Source organism: Microbacterium testaceum StLB037 (assembly GCF_000202635.1).
GTDB classification, from domain to species: Bacteria; Actinomycetota; Actinomycetes; order Actinomycetales; family Microbacteriaceae; genus Microbacterium; species Microbacterium testaceum_F.
Genome location: NC_015125.1, coordinates 627,208 through 646,259, shown reverse-complemented (window position 1 = coordinate 646,259; position 19,052 = coordinate 627,208). Strand labels below are relative to the sequence as shown.

Genomic DNA, 19,052 nt, shown 5'->3' with positions numbered 1-19,052 from the left:
CCGCCATGCCGGGTTCGATCGGCTGCCGTCAGCCCGCCAGGACATCCGCGCGCGCCACACTGAGCAGGCTCTCGATCGCATCGGCCGCCCGCGGAGCGGCCCGCCCGTCGCCGTAGAGCTCTCGTGCGCGGGACATGCGCGCGTGTGCGGCGGGGTCGTCGAGCAGGGTCGCCAGTTCCGCAGCGACCACCTCTCTGCGGGTGCCGATGAGCCGCGCGACCCCGGCTTCGACGCCCTCCCCGCGTTCTGTCGTGTCTCGCACGACCAGGGCGGGCACGCCCAGCGCGGGCGCTTCCTCCTGCACTCCGCCCGAGTCCGTCACGACACAGTGGGCGCGGGCGAGAAGGCGACCGAACTGCGCGTAGGGCAGGGGCTCGCACAGGATCACGCGATCGGTGTCGCCGACGGCCGCGAGGACCTCGCGACGTACCCGCGGATTCGGGTGCATGGGCAAGACCGCGACGACGTCGGGACGGGCGGTGACCGTCTCGGCCACCGCGGCCACGACCCGGGCGAGCGGCCCTCCCCACGACTCGCGTCGATGGACAGTCACGAGCACGAGCCTGTCCCATCCGTTCACGACCTCCTCCATCGCGGGATCGTCGAAACGCTGCGGGTGGGTCCTCTGCCAGTGCAGGGCATCGATACCGGTGTTTCCGGTGACCACGATGTCGTCGGGGGCGACCCCCTCGGCACGGAGGTTGGCGGCGGCGCTGTCGGTCGGCGCGAGGTGCAGCGAGGCCAGGGGCGCGATCAGCCGGCGGTTGCCCTCCTCGGGGAAGGGCGAACGCAGGTCGCCGGATCGCAGCCCCGCCTCGAGATGGATCACGCGGGCTCCCGCGTAGTACGCCGCGACGGCGGCGAGCGCGGCGCTCGCGGTGTCACCCTGGACGACGACGGCATCCGGGGCCGCCTCGGCCCACCGGTGCGCGAGGGCGGCGAAGATCGCTGAGGAGGTCTCGGCGAGAGAGGAACCCCGCCGGAAGACGTCGAGGTCCACGTCGGGCGTGATCCCGAACGACGCGTTGACCTCATCGGCCATCTGCCGGTGCTGGCCGGTGACGGTCACGGTCGTGCGCGCGGACTCCCGTCGCCGGAGTTCGGCGACCAGCGGTGCGCACTTCACGGCCTCCGGTCGGGTTCCGTAGACGACATCGATCCAGGGACGGCTCATCGGCGGTCCTTTCTGCCCGGTCGGGTACCGGTGCGGTGGCGGTCGCGGCGAAGAGGGGCCGCGAGATCGGCGGGAGGATCCGTGGCGGGCGCCGCGCTCCTCGCGGTCGAGGAGGCCGTGGACCTGCCGCGGCGGGTCGTGCGCGGGGCATCCTCGGCGCGCGCACGACCGCGTCGCCGGAGGGTGGCATCCGGAATCGCTCGGCGAGGGGACTCGCGCAGGGCGATGCGCAACACGAGGAGGATCGCCGCGATGAAACCGGCGATGACGAAGAGCGAGCCGAGGTAGCGATGCACGAGGTCGAACCCGTCGCGCCCGTACTCGCTGTACGCCCACGCGGCGGAGCCGAAGCGGATCATGTTGCTGGTCACCGCGATGGCCACTCCGACGATGAGACCCAGACCGACCCGGGGGGAGCGGGCGCGCGTCACGCCCAGGACGGCCACGGCCACCAGCACCAGGGGGACGACGAGGACCGTCGTCGAGCACAGGGTCGTGATCGACAGCCCGGTGACCTCGGGCGTGCCGATGCCGAAGTACACGATCGATCCCGACGCGACCGCGCGGCCGGGGGTCAGTGCGGCGACGACGGCGCGTGCGAGCTGCGCCTCGGCGCGGCGCGTGTCGGCTTCCGCGACGATCAACAGCGCCGCGGTCGTGAGGAGGAGCGCGGCGAGGACCGTGCGATGAGCCCGACCCGTGCGCGGGGCGGCGACGGCGATGCTCACGACTCGACCGCCAGCAGAAGGCGTCCGGCCTCCGCGTTGCGGCGGGTCTTGGTCCACCCGCGCCGGCCCGTCAGCATGCGGCCGAAGGCGCGGATCACGCAGACGTAGCTCTGGTACATGTACAGCCAGTAGCCCAGTCCCCACACCGCCGCGCGCCAGAGGGGGTGCCGCTCCTCGCGCAGCACGTACACGAGCGGCCAGAGCGAGAACGGCAGGATGCCGGTGAGCACCCAGAGCGGAACGATCCACATGGACGAGGAGATCCAGCCGAGGATGCCGCCGGGCGCGAGGGCTCCCGAGACCAGCATCGCCGCGGCGACGCTGGGCCACAGTACCGACCCGGCGAGCTGGATGTAGGGGATCGCGAGGAAGTACGCCGCCTCGAGGGCACCGGCGTTGGTGAAGTTGCGCGAGGAGTAGATCCGCGGGAGGTAGCGCGCGCACTGCAGTCCGCCCTGGCACCATCGCGTGCGCTGGGTGAGGAGTCGACGCGCCGAGGGGAGAGCCTCCTGCGAGACCCACGTGTCGTGGGCGTACACCGTGCGATATCCCGCGAGCATGATCCGGAGCCCCACTTCGTAGTCCTCGAGCAGGGCATCGCCCCACGGTTCTCCCTGCGCCGACGAGGCTGCGCGCAGGGCGCTCAGGCGGGTGAACTGGCCGTTGCCGCCGAGCCCCACCGAGACGGTGCGCATCCGCAGGACCTGCATCGCGGCGATCGTGGTGCGGAACTCGATGTCCTGCATCCTTACGAGGTAGCGCGCCCACGCCTGGGCGAGACGACCCCGTCCCGGGAGAGGCGCGGGGTCGTCTCTGTTGCTCATCCGCACGGCGACCTGCACGGCACCGACGTCGGCTGCGCCGAAGGCGGTGGGGCCCGATGCCTGCCGAAGCGCGTTCGGGGCGAGGGATCCGTCGGCGTCCAGGACGATGACGATGGTGCGATCGTCCTCGGCTCCGCCCTCACCCTGCGCGACTCGCCAGTGCGTCAGTTGCGCGTAGGCGGCGTTGAGGGCAGCCCCCTTGCCCGTGCGGGCGTCGGGAAGCCGGCGGATCACGGCGTGCACGAAGGGGTCGCCGGCGGCGATGGTCGAGACGATGTCCCCGGTGCCGTCCGTGCTCGCGTCATCGATGATCCACACGTGCACGTCGGGAAACCGCTCGCGCATCCTCCTCAGCGTGTCCGCGATCACGGTCGCCTCGTCCCGGCAGGGGATGAAGGCGTGCCACTCGAACGCCCGGGGGTCCCCACCGCGTGCACGCCGTCGGCGCGCGAACGGGACGACGATGAGCGTCGTGTAGGTCAGGAACATCACCAGGAAGACGAACGAGAGCGAGAAGAGGATGTCGAGCGGGTTCACGGGTTCCGTCGCGCCTCTCCGGATGCCGTGGCCTCGTCGCCGTGACCGCGCAGCCACACGGAGCGCCACGCGAAGAGAGCGCCGAGCAGGGCCGCGCCGGCCCCGACGACGACGAGCGTCGCCGTCGGGGCCGTCGAGCCGGTGACCGCGAGGATCGCGGCCCCTCCGCCCATCGCGCCGTTGCGGTACATCGCGTCAGCTCCGGATGGATGCCGGGCGGGTGCGGCGACGCAGCGCGATCCTCGCCATGACGATCGCCCCGACGCCGACGAAACCGCCGGCCAGGGCCAACGACTCGGGACCGGCGACCGGAACGGCGAGCTGTCCGGCGTTCGGGCCCACCGTCGCGTTCGCGAGGTTCACACTCGCCAGAGACCCGGACGGGCCGAGGCCGAGCCGCAGCGCGGTCTGCGTGAACGAACCGTCGGAACCGGTCGACTGCACGTTGACCTGCATCTGCGCCAGCTGCGTCAGGGCATTGCCGAGCGGGGTGACGACGGTGCTGCTGATCCCGTTCAGCACGGGGACGATCGTCGCCTTGGCCGTGTTGACGGCCGCTTGCAGGGCGATGCCCGCCGGCGCGGTGAAGATGTTCGAGCGCAGGTTGGCGGCGAGAGCGCTCGCCGCGTCCAGCACCCCGTTGACCTGGCTGATGATCTTGTTCGCGACGGCCTGCGGGACGTAGGAGAGCAGGTCGGTGCCCGGCGGCAGATCGTTGACGCTGGCGACACCGGCGGCCGACGTGAGGTCGTCGAGGGTCAGTTGGATCTTGCCCGATGCGAAGGGGTTCGTCAGTCCCGCGCCGCTGGTGTTCGCGAGGGCGATCAGCGTGTTCAGCGCCGGGTTGACGATCGCGAGCGCGCCGGAGACGACCGTCCCGTCGACCGCGAAACCGGCGTCCGACAGCACGTACTGGCCGGTCTGCGTGCCGTCGGCGGCTTGCTGAGCCGAGGCGGCCAGCACACCGAGGTCCACCTGCAGCCCGACGGGTGCCGACGCCGATCCCAGGCGGAAGGTCGCCGACTGGTTCGCGGAGGGCGAGCCGACGCTGGACGGGGTGACCGTGCCGACACCGATGAGGCTGGGCGCGGCCGAGACGGCCCCGGAGAACGCGGACGAGCTGCCGTCGTCGCGCGCCTGCGCGTACTGGCCGACGGCGCCGAGTTGGATGATTCCGTTGTCGCCGAAGAGGTTCGTCGATCCCGCCGAGAGGCCGATGAGTCCCGCGATGGCCGAGGCGTCGAGCGGCTGGTCGACGGTGACATCGCCGCTGGCATCCGGGTTTACCGCCTGCGCGCCGCGCAACGCGAGGGCGTTGTCGAGCACGTTCGTGCCGAGGAGCGACGTCTCGACGAGTCGGCCGGTGCCCTGCGAGACGACGGCGGCAGCCTGGGCGCTGGTCGCGGGGATGAGGAGAGCGGCGGCGACGGCGACGGCGCCCGCGGCTCGGGTCGTCCGCCACGCCCGGGCGGCCGACGTTGATGATCGGGTGGTCATGGTGTCTTCTTCCTGATTGTTCCGCGCGTCACGGAGCCCGCGTTCGGGTCGGGTTGTGCGGGTCGTGGTGACGCTAAGGGCTTGCGGAGATCCGCACATCGGTGTCGCACACGTAACGTTCTGACGTGGGCCCTCAGCGTTATGTTCGGTATCCGCGCGGAAACACTGAGGCCTCTCAGTGAGGCGGGAAAGGCGAGGGAATCGGTGTAGGAACGGAAGGGGGTGCCGCCTTGCGCACCCCTGAAACAAGGGGGTTGCAGACAGTGAGTGGTGGTCGAACATTCGTGGGACGCTCGGCGGAACGGGCTCTGGCGGTCGCCGCCTTCCACCGGAAACGAAGCGTTTTCGTGACGGGGCCCAGCCGGAGCGGGCGCTCCTCTCTGCTGACGTCGATCGTCAGAGACCTGGCCCGGCCCACGGTCTTCCTCGAGAATCGTCCGGACGGCGTGACACGATGCGGTCCCCGCAAGACGGATCGACACCCTCTGGCGGGGGTGGACGATGTCACCGCCCTGATGGACGTGCTCGCCCACGACACCGCTCTCGTCGTCGACGACCTCGATCTGCTCCCGTATCCCGTGCTGGCGCCGCTCATCGACGCCTTCCACGCGACGCCGACCGTCTTCCTGGCCGCCATGTCGCCGCGCCATGTCGTGGCGTCGGCGAGCGCGGAGCGGTGGGCGACTCTCCGCCCGATGTTCGATCAGTCCGCGGCCCTCGCCATCCCGTTGCCGCCGCTCTCGCTGCGCGAGACGGCGGAGCTCGGCGACACCCTGCGCACCGCCCGCTACGGGGCGGACCGTGCCGACGACGCCTGGCAGATGGCGCTGCACCACCTCAGCGGGGGCAGCCCCGCGCTCGTGCGCGAGATCGTCGAGGCGGCGGCGACTCGCGGGCGCCTGCATGCCTTCCTCCCGATCGATCCCCAGAGCGACGCCCTCCCGGGTGCCGTCGTGGCATCCGTGACGAAGATGCTCGCGCCGTTGGACGTCCGGGATCGACGGATGCTCGCGGCGTTGGCCGAACTCGGTCCGGTGCCCCACGGGCACCTCGGTTCGATCGTTCCCACGGACGTCCTCGCGCGACTGCACGACGGCGGCCTGCTGTCGGCGGGTGCGGATGCGAGTACCGCCGCCGTCAGCGGTGTGATCTCGCGCATGGTGGTCGACTCGAGCGATCTCGGCGACCTCGGTGACGAGCGGCGAGCGCTGGCGCGAGAACTCCTCCTTCTCTCTTGCCACGCATCGCGTCTGACGCCGGGGGAGGAGAAGTTCTGTGCGCGATGGGCCGACGTGACGGACAACGCGTCGCTCGAGACGGCCCTCGCCCGGATCCTCCCGCGCGCCGCGCTCGCGTTCGCGCGGTCGAGTTCACCCCGCGAAGCCCTGACGGTCGCGGAGCGAGTGCTCGCGGCGGATTTCGATGCGACCGCGTTCTCCGCGCTCATCCTCGCGCGCGTCGCTCTCGGTGAGTATCCCGAGGCCGAACGTCTGCTCGCGCAGTTCCCCGTTCCCGCGACCAAGGAAGAGCGCGAGGGGGCGCTGCACCTGCACGTGAGCGTTCTGCTCGCCACCGGCGCGGGAATCGATGCGGCCCTGGATCGGCTCAGGAACCTGGCCGCGTGGGCTCCGGACGACGAGGCCTGGCGGCTCCGGGTGGAGTATTCGGTCAACGCCCTGTCGTTGTCGAGCGGGTCGGCGCCGCAGCTCCCGGACGACGTCGCCGTGCTCGCCCCGCACGCGGACGACGAGACGTTCAGTCTGGCCGAAGCGTGTCAGGCGGCCGTCGAGGCTTCACGCGGGCACAGCGCGAGAGTGCACGAACTCCTGCGTCGGCGGCAGCAGACGCACGGGATGGACGTGGAGTCGAACTTCACGGTGTTCCGGCTGCACGCCTTCTCCCTGATGATGCTCGGCGAAGACCTGGACCTGGTCCAGAGGGCCACGCGGCGTCGCCTGTTGGTCGCCCGGTGGGAGGATCGCCAGGACGATGTCGCGCTGCTCGCCCTCATGGACGCGTCGATCCAGCTCATCCGCGGTCAACCGGCGGACGCTCTCTTGAGCCTGGGACTCATCGACGTGAGCCCCCCGGAGTCGGTGCGCATCTGGTGCGAGGTCGTCCGGGCCGCCGCGCTCGTTCTCAACGGCGACCTCGTGCACGCCGCGGCCGCGATCGAGCGCATCGACGCCGTCTCCGTCGACTGGGGCCGCGGCGGATTCGGCGCCGTCCGCGACACCGTGTGCGCGCTCTTCGACGCCGCCAGCCGACGGCCGTTCGAGGCCGCCTCGCGAGCGGAGAGGGTCTTCGAACACGCCCAGCGGACGATGCCCATTCTCATCCCCGTGCTCCTGCGCCTTCAGCTGCAGAGCGGCACCCCGGCCGAGGACGTCCTCGATCGTGCCGAGGCCCTCGCCGCGCAGTTCGACATCGCCCCTTTGCGTGCGTTCGTGGACGAGTTGCGGGCTCTGACGCGACGGGGCGTCGCGCGGTTGGAGGTGTTGACCGCGCGGGAGAGGGAGGTCGTCCAGCTCGCCGCGGCAGGATTCTCGAATGCCGAGATCGCCGCGCGCCTGAACCTGTCGGTCCGAACCGTCGAGTCCCACCTGCACCACGCGCGGACGCGACTGGGAATGGGACGCTACGAGAGGTTCTCCTCCGCGCCCGCCTCTCTCACGGCCGGGAGCCGCTGAGCCGTCGGCGCGTGACGGTCGCGCGCCGGTCGCGCACGCCGCCCCGCGCCGGTCCTGCGGACGCGGGGGCGACGCGCGTCAGCGTCGCACGGAACCCAGGAGCTCCTCCGCTCCGGCCCGCAGCGCCGCCAGACGCCGGTTCGCCTTCTTCGCCGAGCCCGCCTGCACGTCGAGGTACAGCTTGAGCTTCGGTTCCGTGCCGCTCGGGCGCACGATCAGGCGCGACCCGTCCTCGAGCCACAGGCGCAGCACGTCTCCGGGCGGTAGTCCGTCGACGCCGAGCAGCAGGTCGTCGATGCGGCTGACGGCGACCTCGCCGACCGCGGCCGGCGGCTGAGCACGAAGGGATGCCATGATCCCGGCGATCTCGCTCACGTCGGTGACCCGCACCGAGATCTGGTCGCTCGCGAACGCCCCGAACGTCTCGCGGAACTCGCCGAGCAGGTCGGCGACCGTCCGGCCCTGCGCCCGCGCGTCGGTGGCCATCCCCAGCAGCGCGACGGCGGCGGAGATGCCGTCCTTGTCGCGAACGACCTCGGGGTTCACGAGGTACCCCAGCGCCTCCTCGAACCCGAAGACGATCCCCGGGGCACGCGAGATCCACTTGAAGCCGGTGAGCGTCGCGCGGAAGTCGAGACCATAGTTCTCGGCCACCGCCTGCAGCCCGGGCGACGAGACCAGGGAGCAGGCGAGCGTGCCGCCCGTCCCGGCCGAGGCCGCCGCGCGTGCCGCCCGCCAGCCCAGCAGCAGACCGATCTCGTTGCCGCTCAACCGGCGCCATCCGCCCTCGGTCTCGGCATCCGGGATCGCGACCGCCAGGCGGTCGGCATCCGGATCGTTCGCGATGACCAGTTCGGCGTCGGCCGCGCGGGCGGTCTCGAACGCGAGGTCCATCGCCCCGGGTTCCTCGGGGTTGGGGAACGCGACCGTCGGGAAACGCCCGTCCGGCTGGATCTGCGCCTCCACGACCACCGGCTGCGGGTAGCCGGCGCTCTCGAGCACGCGCGAGACGGTCTCCCACCCCACGCCGTGCATCGCCGTGTAGACCCAGCGCAACCCCTCGGCCCCGGCGGCGGCCGGGGCGACGGCGGCGGTCGCGGCGACGTACGCCTCCACGACCGCCTCCGGGGCGTTGGCGTATCCGACCGACCTCGGGACGACCGTGATGTCACCCTCGTCGGCGATCCGCTGGATGTGCGCGGCGATCTCGGCATCCGCGGGCGAGACGATCTGCGCGCCGTCGTCGGCGCCGCCGAGGTAGACCTTGTAGCCGTTGTCGTCGGGCGGGTTGTGGCTCGCCGTGACCATGACGCCGGCGTCCGCACCGAGGTGGCGCACGGCGAACGCGAGGACGGGCGTGGGCAGCAGGCGCGGCAGGAGGATCGCGTGCAGTCCCGCTCCGGCGAAGATCTCGACGGAGTCGCGCGCGAACACGTCGGAGTTGCGGCGCCCGTCGTACCCGACCACGACGGTCGGCGTGCCGCCGGGGGAGCGTTCGCGCAGGTACGCCGCGAACCCGGCCGCGGCCTGCGCCACGAGCACGCGGTTCATGCGGTTCGGTCCCGCGCCCAGGGTTCCGCGCAGGCCTGCGGTCCCGAAGGCCAGGCGCGTCGAGAAGCGATCGGCGAGGTCGTCGGCGGCCGCGGCATCCCCCTCTTCGACGCGGGAGATCAGGTCGGCGAGCTCCTCGCGGGTGACGGGATCCGGGTCCTGCGCCAGCCAGGCGCGCGCCGCGGTGAGGTACTCGCTCACAATGCGTGGACCACGCGGGCCAGCAGAGCCGAGATCACCGGCTCCGCCTCGCGACCGGCCTCGAGAACCTCTTCGTGGCTGAGCGGCGTCTTCTGGATGCCGGCGGCCAGGTTCGTGATGAGCGAGAAGCCGAGGATCTCCATGCCGGCCTGGCGTGCGGCGATCGCTTCGAGCGACGTCGACATGCCGACGATGTGCCCGCCGATGGCCTTTGCCATCTGCACCTCGGCGGGGGTCTCGTAGTGCGGCCCGCGGAACTGCGTGTACACGCCCTCGTCCAGCGTCGGGTCGATCCCGCGCGCGATGTCGCGCAGCCGCTTCGAATAGAGGTCGGTGAGGTCGATGAAGGTCGCGCCCTCGAGGGGGGAGTCGGCCGTGAGGTTGATGTGGTCGCTGATGAGGACGGGCTGGCCGGGCTTCCACGTCTCGCGGATGCCGCCCGCGCCGTTCGTGAGGATCATGGTCGTCGCCCCGGTGGCCGCAGCGGTGCGGACGCTGTGGACGACCCGGCGCACACCGTGACCTTCGTAGTAGTGGGTGCGGGCGCCGATCACGAGGACGTTCTTGCCGCCGGGCGTCCGGACGCTGCGGAGCGTGCCGGCGTGCCCTTCGAGAGCGGGCTTCGAGAAGCCGACGACCTCGGTCGCGGGGAACGACGCCGTCTCCTCGCCGATGAGCTCGGCGGCGCGGCCCCAGCCGGACCCGAGGGTGACGGCGATGTCGTGGTGCTCGACACCGGAGAGGCGGGCGATGTCGTTCGCCGCGGCCTGGGCGACCTCGAACGGGTCGACCGCCGGGTCATCGAGCGGGTGAGAAGTGCTGTTGGACATTCCCCCACTCTAGAAAGCGGCGAGCCCGGGGGCCAGACGCCGCCCGCGCGTCGTCGGAAGGAAGCGCCCTAGGGAAGAATGGATGCCATGGTGCAGAGCTTCGAGCGCAAGCAGTCCGTCGCGATCGTCGGCGGGGGTCCCGGGGGCTACGAGGCGGCGCTGTCGGCCGCTCAGCTTGGCGCCGATGTCACCCTCGTGGAGCGCGCGGGTGTGGGCGGTTCGGCCGTCATCACCGATGTCGTCCCCTCCAAGACCCTCATCGCCACCGCGGACGCCGCCGTGGCGATCCGCAACGCGAGCGAGCTGGGCGTGCAGCTGTTCGCCCGCGACGATCACGGCAAGCCCCTCACCCCCGAGGTCGCGATCAACCTCGCCGCGGTCAACCAGCGTCTTCTCTCGCTCGCCCGGCAGCAGTCCGACGACATGCGCGCGTCGCTGCTCGAGGCGGGTGTCCGCATCATCTCGGGCCACGGGCGACTCGACGGCCCCGGAGCCGTGGTGGTGTCGACCGAGGCGGGCGGCACGGACTTCGACCGCATCGAGGCCGAGACCCTCGTCGTCTCCGTCGGTGCGTCCCCGCGCGAGCTCCCCTCGGCGAAGCCCGATGGTCAGCGCATCCTCACCTGGACCCAGCTCTACAACATGAAGTCGGTCCCGACCCACCTGATCGTGGTGGGCTCCGGTGTCACGGGAGCCGAGTTCGCGTCGGCGTACATGAACCTCGGCGCCAAGGTCACGCTCGTCTCGAGCCGCGACCAGGTGCTTCCGGGAGAGGATCAGGATGCCGCGGCCGTCCTCGAGCGCGTCTTCCAGCGCGGGGGCATGACACTGCTGTCGAAGGCGCGCGCCGACTCGGTGGTCAACACCGGCGACGAGGTCGTGGTGACCCTCGCCGACGGCCGGACGATCACCGGGAGCCACTGCCTCATGGCGGTCGGTTCGATCCCCAACACCGCGGGCATCGGTCTCGCGGAAGCGGGGGTGCAGATGACCCCCTCCGGCCACATCCGCGTCAACCGCGTCGCACGCACCTCGGTGCCCAACATCTACGCCGCGGGCGACTGCACCAACTTCTTCCCCCTGGCGTCCGTGGCATCCATGCAGGGACGACAGGCGATCTTCCACGCCCTGGGCGACATCGTCATCCCGCTCGAGACGCGCCGGATCACGGCCAACATCTTCACCGCCCCCGAGATCGCCACGGTGGGCTTCAGCGAGCAGGACGTCGTCGACGGCAAGATCGCCGGCGTGGTGAAGAAGCTGCCTCTCTCGGCCAACCCCCGCGCGAAGATGCAGGGCATCACGGACGGCTTCGTGAAGCTCATCGCCCGCAAGGGCAGCGGTACCGTCATGGGCGGCGTCATCGTCGGCCCGAAGGCGTCCGAGCTCATCTACCCCCTCGCGATCGCCGTCGAGCGGCGGCTGACCGTCGACCAGGTCGCTCGCGTCTTCGCCGTCTACCCCTCGCTGACGTCGAGCATCACCGACGCCGCGCGCGCGATGCACATCGTCGATCGCGACGATCCCGGCGAGGACTGAGCCTTCGGGAGGCCGCTCTCCCCTTCGCGATAAACGCTGTTCCTGCGGAGAAACGCGGCGTCGGAGCGTGTCTCGGAACGAATGCCGTTTATCGCGGCTGCGTCATCCCCGTCCGCGCCGTCCCGCCCGCGCCGTCGCGCCCACGCCGTCTCGCCCGCGCCGTCCCGCCTGCGTCGTCCCCGCCCGCGCCGTCCCGCCTGCGTCGTCCCCGCCCGCGCCGTCCCGCCCGCGCCCCCACCCGCTCCGCCGTGCCGCCCGATGCCGGCCGCCGTTCCGCGCGCAGCCCGCACGAACGACGGCGCCGCACCCCCCGAAAGGATGCGGCGCCGGTCCGTTGCGAGAGCGCTCAGCTGATCAGCAGCAACTGGTGACCGGCCGACACCGTCGTGCCGGCGGTCGCGTCGATGCCGGCGACCGTGCCGTCCTTGTGCGCCTGGATCGGCTGCTCCATCTTCATCGCCTCGAGGACGACGACGAGGTCGCCCTTGACGACCTGCTGCCCCTCTTCGACCGCGACCTTGACGATCGTGGCCTGCATGGGCGACTTGACCGCGTCGCCGGTCGCCCCGGCCGTGGGCGAGGCCGCGTGCGAGCGGCGCGACGGGGGAGCGACAGCCGGGCGTCCGACCTGCGGAGCCGCCGCGGAGATCCGGTCGGGCAGGCTCACCTCGAGGCGCTTGCCGCCCACCTCGACGACCACGGTGTGGCGGCCGGTCTCGGCGGCGGGGGCCTCGAGCTCGCCATCCCACGCGGGGATGTCATTGACGAACTCGGTCTCGATCCAGCGGGTGAAGACGCCGAACGACCCGTCCTCGGCCGTGAAGGCGGGGTCGCGGACCACCTTGCGGTGGAACGGCAGCACGGTGGGCATGCCCGCCACCTCGAACTCGTCGAGAGCACGACGGGAGCGCTCGAGCGCCTCGGCGCGATCGCGGCCGGTCACGATGATCTTCGCGAGCAGCGAGTCGAAGGCGCCCGAGACGCTGTCGCCCGCCGTCACGCCGGAGTCGAGACGGATGCCTGGACCTCCGAACGTCTTGAAGACGTGGATGGGGCCGGGCTGGGGCAGGAAGTTCCGACCCGGGTCCTCGCCGTTGATGCGGAACTCGATCGAGTGACCGGTCGGGGCGGGGTCGTCGTAGCCGAGCTCTTCGCCCTCGGCGAGGCGGAACTGCTCGCGCACGAGGTCGAGCCCGGTGACCTCTTCTGACACGGGGTGCTCGACCTGGAGGCGCGTGTTCACCTCGAGGAACGAGATGGTGCCGTCGGCGCCGATGAGGAACTCGCACGTGCCCGCACCGACGTACCCGACCTCCTTGAGGATGGCCTTGGATGCCGAGTACAGCACCGCATTCTGCTCGTCGGACAGGAAGGGCGCCGGGGCCTCCTCCACCAGCTTCTGGTGGCGGCGCTGGAGCGAGCAGTCGCGGGTCGAGACGACGACGACGTTCCCCGCGGCATCCGCGAGGCACTGCGTCTCGACGTGGCGCGGCTTGTCGAGGTACTTCTCGACGAAGCACTCGCCGCGGCCGAACGCGGCGACGGCCTCGCGCGTGGCCGACTCGAACATCTCGGCGACCTCGTCGAGCTCGCGGGCGACCTTCAGACCGCGACCGCCGCCGCCGTACGCGGCCTTGATCGCGATGGGCAGGCCCACCTCTTCGGCGAAGGCGATGACCTCGTCAGCGCCCGAGACGGGGCCGGGGGTCCCCGGAGCGAGCGGTGCGCCGACCTTCTCGGCGACGTGGCGGGCGGTGACCTTGTCGCCGAGCGCTTCGATCGCGTCGGGCGACGGACCGATCCACACCAGGCCCGCGGCGATCACCGCGCGGGCGAAGTCGGCGTTCTCGGCGAGGAAGCCGTAGCCGGGGTGCACCGCGTCGGCGCCGGAGCGGCGGGCGACCGAGAGAATCTTCTCGATCGAGAGGTAGGTGTCGGCGCTGGTGGCGCCGTCGAGGGCGTACGCCTCGTCGGCGAGGCGGGTGTGGAGGGCGTCGCGATCCTGATCGGCGTAGACGGCGACGGAGGCCTTGCCCGAATCACGGGCGGCGCGGATGACTCGGACGGCGATCTCGCCGCGGTTGGCGACAAGGACCTTGGCGATCTTCGGCATCCTCCCAGCCTAGCGAGGGGGTACCCCTCCCTTTTGACCCTCCTCGACAAGAAACGCCGAAAAACGTGTGCGAGACCCTACGAACGGTTCCACAGGTCGGTCCAGGAGACCCCGAGTTCACGCACCAGGCGGCGCACCGTCGAGAGCGACATCCCGACGACCGTCGACGGGTCGCCCTCGACCCGCTCGATGAAGGCCCCGCCCAGGCCGTCGACGGTGAACGCCCCCGCCACGAGCAGCGGCTCGCCGCTGGCGACGTAGGCGGCGATCTCGTCGTCGTCCACGTCGGCGGCGAAGGTCACGCTCGCCTCCGCGACCGCGTGCGCCTCGGTCGGTGCGACGCCGGGGGAGAGGCGGAAGACGCTGTGCCCCGAATGCAGCACCCCCGTGCGTCCCCGCATCCCGCGCCAGCGCGCCGTGGCGGCCTCGGGCGTGTAGGGCTTGCCCAGGATCTCGTCGCCGAGCTCGAACATCGAGTCGCCGCCGATGACCACGCCGTCGAAGGCGGGATCCTCCTCGCTCAGGCGCAGCGCGACGTCGGCGGCCTTGCGTCGGGCGAGCAGCAGGACGTGCTCGGGCGCGGGAAGCCGTCGCCCCTCGGCCGCCTCGGTCTCCGCGACCACGGCCTCCTCGTCGACGCGGGGCGCCCGCGCCTCGGGCTCGATCCCCGCCTGCCGCAAGAGCATGAGACGGGCCGGAGAAGTGGATGCCAAGCACACGCGCATGCGTCCACGCTACCCACCGCGGTGCGCCGGCTGCTGCCCCGGCGAGGCGGCTGCCCCGGCGAGGCGGCTACCCCGGCGAGGTGATTGCGCCGGCGAGGTGGCTGAGCCTGTCGAAGCCCCCCCCGGGACCCGGCGATCACCCCGCCGCGTGTGACAGGCTCGGACAATGCACGACGGCGACCTCATCGATCTCGACATCACCGGCATCGCCCACGGCGGCGTGTTCGTCGGGCGGCACGAGGGCCGCGTGGTCTTCGTCCCCGACACCCTCCCCGGGGAACGGGTGCGTGCGCGGCTGACCGACACGCGGAAGAAGTCGTTCTGGCGCGCCGACGCCATCGAGGTGCTCGACGCGGCGCCCGAGCGTCAGCGGCACGTGTGGGCCGCGGCCGATATCGACGTGGCTCCCGAGGGTCGGCCCGGTGGCGCGGAGTTCGGGCACATCGCGCTCGCTCACCAGCGCCGTCTCAAGGAGCGCGTGATCCGCGAGGCGCTCGAACGCGTCGGTCGCCTCGACCTGCCGGTCGATGTGCGCCCGGCCGGCTCGCCCGACGACCCCGAGACCCCGGACGGGACGGGTTGGCGCACGCGCCTGAGCCTGCACGTCGACGAGGCCGGTCGTGTCGGCGCCTATGCCGCGCGTTCGCATCGCGTCGTCGAAACCCCCGATGCGCCGCTGGCCACGGCCGAGGTCGCACGCGTCGCTGCCGCCGCCCGCAGCGCCGTACCCGGTCGTCTCGACCTCGTCCAGCCCTCCGACGGGCGGGTGCGCGTCCTGCCTCGACCCGACGGCTCGCGCTCGCGCCCGACCCCCGAGGTCGTCGAAGAACGCGTGGGCGAGCGGACCTTCCGGGTGGACGCGGGAGGGTTCTGGCAGGTGCACCGCCTGGCGGCGCGGACGCTCACGTCTCTCGTCGCCGACGAACTGACCGCGGTCGGCGGCGTCGACCCCGAGGGCCTGCACCTCGACCTCTACGGGGGCGTCGGTCTCTTCGCGGCCACGCTCGCCCAACTCGGCGGCTCCTCGACCCGGGTCGTCAGCGTGGAGTCCGACCCGCGCGCCACCGAGCACGCCGGGGAGAACCTCGCGGAATGGATCGGAGCCCGAGCCGAGACCGCGCGAGCGGATCGCTTCGTCGCCAAGCTCGCGGCCGACGCGTCCGAGCGGGAACGCGAACGCCTCGCCCGCGGAGTCGTCCTGCTGGATCCGCCGCGCGCGGGGGCGGGACGCGAGGTCGTCGAGGGCATCGCGGCGCTCTCCCCGGCGACGGTGGCCTACGTGGCCTGCGATCCCGTCGCCCTGTCGCGCGACCTGGCCATCTTCGCCGAGCACGGCTACGTCGCCCGTGACGGCATCCACGGTGTCGATCTGTTCCCGCACACCCACCATGTGGAAGCGGTCGTGGTCCTCCAACGATGACCCGCCGATCGGGGGATGTCCAGACCCGGGCGGACCCGAGACGCGCGGATACGATGAGGGGATGACGCGCGTCGCCCTCATCGATGATCACGAGTCGGTTCGTCTCGGTCTCGAGGCGGCGCTCGCCCAGACCGCCGCGACCGAGGTCGTGTTCTCGGGGGCGAACGTCGCGGCGTACCTCGATTGGCGGCGCGTCGCCGTGCAATCGCCGGCCGACGTGGTCGTCCTCGACCTCACCCTCGGCGACGGCACCACGGTGTCCGAGAACGTGGACCGCGTCGTGCGCGACGGGTCGAGCGTGATCATCCACAGCGTCGCCGACCGCCCGGCCGCCGTCCGCGAGGCGCTCGCGGCCGGAGCGGCGGGGATCGTGAGCAAGTCCTCGCCCACGCACGAGGTTCTCGGGGCGATCGGGACGGTCGCGCGCGGCGAGCTGCTGGACAACGTCGAGTGGGCCAGTGCTGTCGAAGGCGATCGCGCCTTCGCCGACGCGCAGCTGTCCGCCCGCGAGCGCGAGGTGCTGCGGCTCTACGCGGCGGGCCTGCCGCTGAAAGCCGTCGCCGATCGCCTGGGGGTCGCGTACTCCACCGCGAAAGAGAACATCACGCGGGTCCGCGTGAAGTACGTCGAGGTCGGCCGTCCCGCCCCGACCAAGGTCGACCTGCTGCGGCGGGCGATGGAGGACGGAATCCTGCATGACGCCCCCGAAGCCGGGACCGATGCCTGACACCCTCCGTTCGGAGGCCCAGCGGACGGTTCTCGAGGAGGCCTGGGGGCGGATCCCGCACTCACGGGAGTCGCGCGACGACCCGGGGTCGTTCACGCAGAAGCGCATCGAGCGCGTCCTCACCATCTTCGTCGGTCCCGCGTCGCTCGCTCTCGGGGCGCAGGCGCTGATCGCCGCGCTCGGGCGCGCCGACGAGCGCGACGGCTGGCACCTTCCTCTCGCGGTCGGCGTCTTCGTGCCGTTGGCCGCGATGATCGTCGCGTGCGCGGTCGGGCGGTTCGCGCGCGTCTTCGCGGGGATCTTCGCCGTGGTCTTCATGGTCGCCCTGGCCCTGTGGCCCGTCGCGACCGCGGGCGGACCGCCGCCGTCTCCGCTGGAGAACCCCTGGATCTTCTACCTCATCAACGTCGCGACCGTCGCGGCCGTCGTGGCGTTCCCGATGTCGCTGCAGATCGTCTGGACGGTCGCCGCGCCCGTGCTCTTCGGGGTGGTGCGCCTGATCCAGGCCGGGGGCCGGAGCGAATTCTCCGTCCCGGTCGCGCTCGACGTCTCGTTCGCCCTGATCCTGGGCAGCGTCCTCGTCACCCTGACCTGGATGTACCGCTCGATCGCCGCCCACGTCGACGAGACGCGCGCGCAGGCCGTGTCGAGCTACGCCGAGGCGGCGGCCACCGCGGCGACCGAGAACGAGCGCGTGGCCGTGGCTGCACTCATGCACGACAGCGTGCTGGGCGCTCTGCTCGCCGCGGAACGCGCCTCCACGCCCCGCGAACGCACGCTCGCCGTGAGCATGGCGCGAGAGGCCTTGACCCGGCTGGCGAATGCCGAGAAGGACGCGCTCGAGGGCAGCGATGCCCCCGTGGATGCCGCCGGCCTGGCCGACGAGATCGAGACCGCGGCCCGTGAGCTCGGGGTCGAACTCGCGGTCCGTCGCCGCATCGACGAAGGGACGCCGCGGGTGCCGGGTCGGGTCGCACGCGCGCTTTCGCTCGCGGCGATGCAGGCGGTCGCCAATGCCGTGCAGCACGCCGAGGCGCGGGGGCTCTCGGTCGAGGTGTCGGGCTACGCCGATCCCGGGGGCATCGCCGTGCGGGTGCGCGACGCCGGGGACGGCTTCGACCTCGAGGCGATCCCGGCCGACCGTCTCGGCATCCGCGGGTCGATCATCGCGCGTGTGACCGCGGTCGGAGGGCGGTCCGACATCGAGTCCGGCTCCTCCGGCACGACGGTGACGCTCGAGTGGGAGAGCGGGGACCGCTGGTGACCGTCCGCGCGATGCTCTCCGTGATCGCCCTCGCGTTCACGGCGTACCTCGCCGCACGCGGACTGCTCTGGACGAGCCCGGAGACCGTGGAGCGCGGTTGGCTGATCATCGCGGCGCTGGTGCTCTATCTCCCGGTCACGTGGTTGTGGATCCTGTTGCCGGGGTCGCGCCCACAGGCGACTCCCGTCGCGACGCCCGGCGAACGGTCATCCCTCCCGGGATGGGCCGCGGCGCTCGCTCTCGTCGCGTCCGCGGTGGTGCCGAACGCCGCCTTCCTCGCGGTCACACCCGACGGACGGACCCAGCCGTTCGTCACGTGGGTGATCGGCGGGATCGGTGCGCTCATGACGATCGTGATGGTCCGTCACCGTCCGATCATCGCCTGGATCGGGATGGCGGCCCTCGCGGTCTCGGCCTCGGCCTGGCTCGGTCCGGTCTCGGCGCTGAGCCTCGGACTCGTCGGCTCGCTCGTCTGGGTGTCCGTCGCGCAGCTCATGTCGATCGCCCTGCAGCGCACGGCTCGGGACGCGGCGCAGCTCTCCGAATTGCAACAGGCCGCCTCGGCGTGGCAAGCCGCCCAGAGCGGTCGGCAGCGCGAGCGCCGCATCCACGTGCAGCGCGCGCTCGCCGTGGCCGGTCCGGTCCTCGCCCGGGTCATCGAGACCGGGGGGAACCTCCGCCCGTCGGAGCGGACGGCCGCGCGGCTGGCCGAGCACAGCCTGCGCGACGAACTGCGCAGCCCCCGCCTGCTGGATCAGGGCGTGCGCGCCGAGATCGACGCGGCGCGGCGCCGGGGATCCGCGGTCTCGCTCTTCGACGAGGGCGGCCTCGACGGCCTCGACGCCGCTGAACTGCAGACGGTCCGGGCGGAACTGGCCGAGATCCTGCGCGGGGCCGTGTCCGACCGGCTCATCATCCGCACCTCCCCGCACAACGGGGTGGCGGTGACCGTCGTGGGCCGCTCGACGGGCCAAGGCGCGGGGGGCGACGACGATGAGGTCGACCTCTGGCGCGAGATCCGTCGCCCGCGCTGAACGCGCGAGAACCGATCACGACCTGAACCGTCGACCAGGGGGATGGGGGTGAGGGGCGGCGAACGCTCACCCCTCACCCATGCGGACGGTTACCCGAAAACCGGCCGCGGTGGTCGGAACCGGCTCGATGAGCGGCCCGACCGAACGCACAAAGCGTTCCAGCTCATCCAGTATTCGTGACGGTGTCGTCTTCGTCTG

The 19,052-nt window shown here is 71.9% G+C and carries 15 protein-coding genes; 6 read left to right on the top strand and 9 right to left on the bottom strand.

The window, feature by feature from the left end:
* Positions 1–28: 28 nt before the first annotated feature.
* Genes wecB through MTES_RS02940 form a run of 5 tightly spaced genes read right to left on the bottom strand, consistent with a single transcriptional unit; the run spans position 29 to position 4,760 of the window.
* Positions 29–1,174 carry a non-hydrolyzing UDP-N-acetylglucosamine 2-epimerase gene (wecB, locus tag MTES_RS02960; RefSeq protein WP_013583697.1) on the bottom strand — a complete coding sequence of 382 codons (1,146 nt, stop codon included), beginning with the start codon at positions 1,172–1,174 and terminating at the stop codon, positions 29–31.
* Positions 1,171–1,902: an exosortase S gene (gene xrtS / locus MTES_RS02955; protein ID WP_013583696.1), complete on the bottom strand. Its 732-nt coding sequence runs from the start codon at positions 1,900–1,902 to the stop codon at positions 1,171–1,173. Before xrtS ends, wecB begins: the two co-directional genes overlap by 4 nt.
* The gene (locus MTES_RS02950; protein WP_013583695.1) at positions 1,899–3,263 is read right to left on the bottom strand and encodes a glycosyltransferase family 2 protein; all 1,365 of its coding nucleotides are present in this window, start codon (positions 3,261–3,263) and stop codon (positions 1,899–1,901) included. Before MTES_RS02950 ends, xrtS begins: the two co-directional genes overlap by 4 nt.
* Complete coding sequence (locus MTES_RS02945) at positions 3,260–3,454, bottom strand: hypothetical protein (RefSeq protein WP_013583694.1); 195 nt, start codon at positions 3,452–3,454, stop codon at positions 3,260–3,262. Before MTES_RS02945 ends, MTES_RS02950 begins: the two co-directional genes overlap by 4 nt.
* 4 nt (positions 3,455–3,458) lie before the next feature.
* Positions 3,459–4,760, bottom strand: coding sequence for a choice-of-anchor G family protein (locus MTES_RS02940; RefSeq protein WP_013583693.1), 1,302 nt, complete (start codon positions 4,758–4,760; stop codon positions 3,459–3,461).
* Positions 4,761–5,254: 494 nt separating this feature from the next.
* On the opposite strand from MTES_RS02940, the gene MTES_RS19800 reads away from it, so the two are divergent.
* The gene (locus tag MTES_RS19800; protein ID WP_050901740.1) at positions 5,255–7,450 is read left to right on the top strand and encodes a helix-turn-helix transcriptional regulator; all 2,196 of its coding nucleotides are present in this window, start codon (positions 5,255–5,257) and stop codon (positions 7,448–7,450) included.
* A gap of 78 nt (positions 7,451–7,528) precedes the next feature.
* Here the strand turns inward: MTES_RS19800 and MTES_RS02930 are convergent, their stop codons facing one another.
* On the bottom strand, positions 7,529–9,202 hold the full coding sequence (locus tag MTES_RS02930; protein ID WP_013583691.1) for a phospho-sugar mutase: 1,674 nt from the start codon (positions 9,200–9,202) through the stop codon (positions 7,529–7,531).
* Positions 9,199–10,032: a purine-nucleoside phosphorylase gene (locus tag MTES_RS02925; RefSeq protein WP_013583690.1), complete on the bottom strand. Its 834-nt coding sequence runs from the start codon at positions 10,030–10,032 to the stop codon at positions 9,199–9,201. Before MTES_RS02925 ends, MTES_RS02930 begins: the two co-directional genes overlap by 4 nt.
* 78 nt (positions 10,033–10,110) lie before the next feature.
* Here MTES_RS02925 and MTES_RS02920 point away from each other — a divergent pair, with 78 nt between their 5' ends.
* The gene (locus MTES_RS02920; protein WP_013583689.1) at positions 10,111–11,571 is read left to right on the top strand and encodes an NAD(P)H-quinone dehydrogenase; all 1,461 of its coding nucleotides are present in this window, start codon (positions 10,111–10,113) and stop codon (positions 11,569–11,571) included.
* 346 nt (positions 11,572–11,917) lie between these two features.
* Here MTES_RS02920 and MTES_RS02915 read toward each other — a convergent pair whose 3' ends face one another.
* On the bottom strand, positions 11,918–13,684 hold the full coding sequence (locus MTES_RS02915; RefSeq protein WP_013583688.1) for a biotin carboxylase N-terminal domain-containing protein: 1,767 nt from the start codon (positions 13,682–13,684) through the stop codon (positions 11,918–11,920).
* A 77-nt stretch (positions 13,685–13,761) separates the two neighbouring features.
* Positions 13,762–14,409 (bottom strand): Maf family protein, encoded by a 648-nt coding sequence (locus MTES_RS02910; RefSeq protein ID WP_013583687.1) that lies wholly within the window; start codon positions 14,407–14,409, stop codon positions 13,762–13,764.
* 166 nt (positions 14,410–14,575) lie between these two features.
* Between MTES_RS02910 and MTES_RS02905 the strand changes: the two genes are divergently transcribed.
* The 4 genes from MTES_RS02905 to MTES_RS02890 all read left to right on the top strand — a co-directional run bounded on the left by MTES_RS02905 (position 14,576) and on the right by MTES_RS02890 (position 18,854).
* The gene (locus MTES_RS02905; protein ID WP_013583686.1) at positions 14,576–15,829 is read left to right on the top strand and encodes a class I SAM-dependent RNA methyltransferase; all 1,254 of its coding nucleotides are present in this window, start codon (positions 14,576–14,578) and stop codon (positions 15,827–15,829) included.
* 61 nt (positions 15,830–15,890) lie between these two features.
* The gene (locus tag MTES_RS02900; RefSeq protein WP_013583685.1) at positions 15,891–16,556 is read left to right on the top strand and encodes a response regulator transcription factor; all 666 of its coding nucleotides are present in this window, start codon (positions 15,891–15,893) and stop codon (positions 16,554–16,556) included.
* Positions 16,549–17,820: a sensor histidine kinase gene (locus tag MTES_RS02895; RefSeq protein ID WP_043361976.1), complete on the top strand. Its 1,272-nt coding sequence runs from the start codon at positions 16,549–16,551 to the stop codon at positions 17,818–17,820. Before MTES_RS02900 ends, MTES_RS02895 begins: the two co-directional genes overlap by 8 nt.
* Complete coding sequence (locus MTES_RS02890) at positions 17,817–18,854, top strand: hypothetical protein (RefSeq protein WP_013583683.1); 1,038 nt, start codon at positions 17,817–17,819, stop codon at positions 18,852–18,854. The genes MTES_RS02895 and MTES_RS02890 overlap by 4 nt, the downstream gene beginning before the upstream one ends.
* Positions 18,855–19,052: the final 198 nt, after the last annotated feature.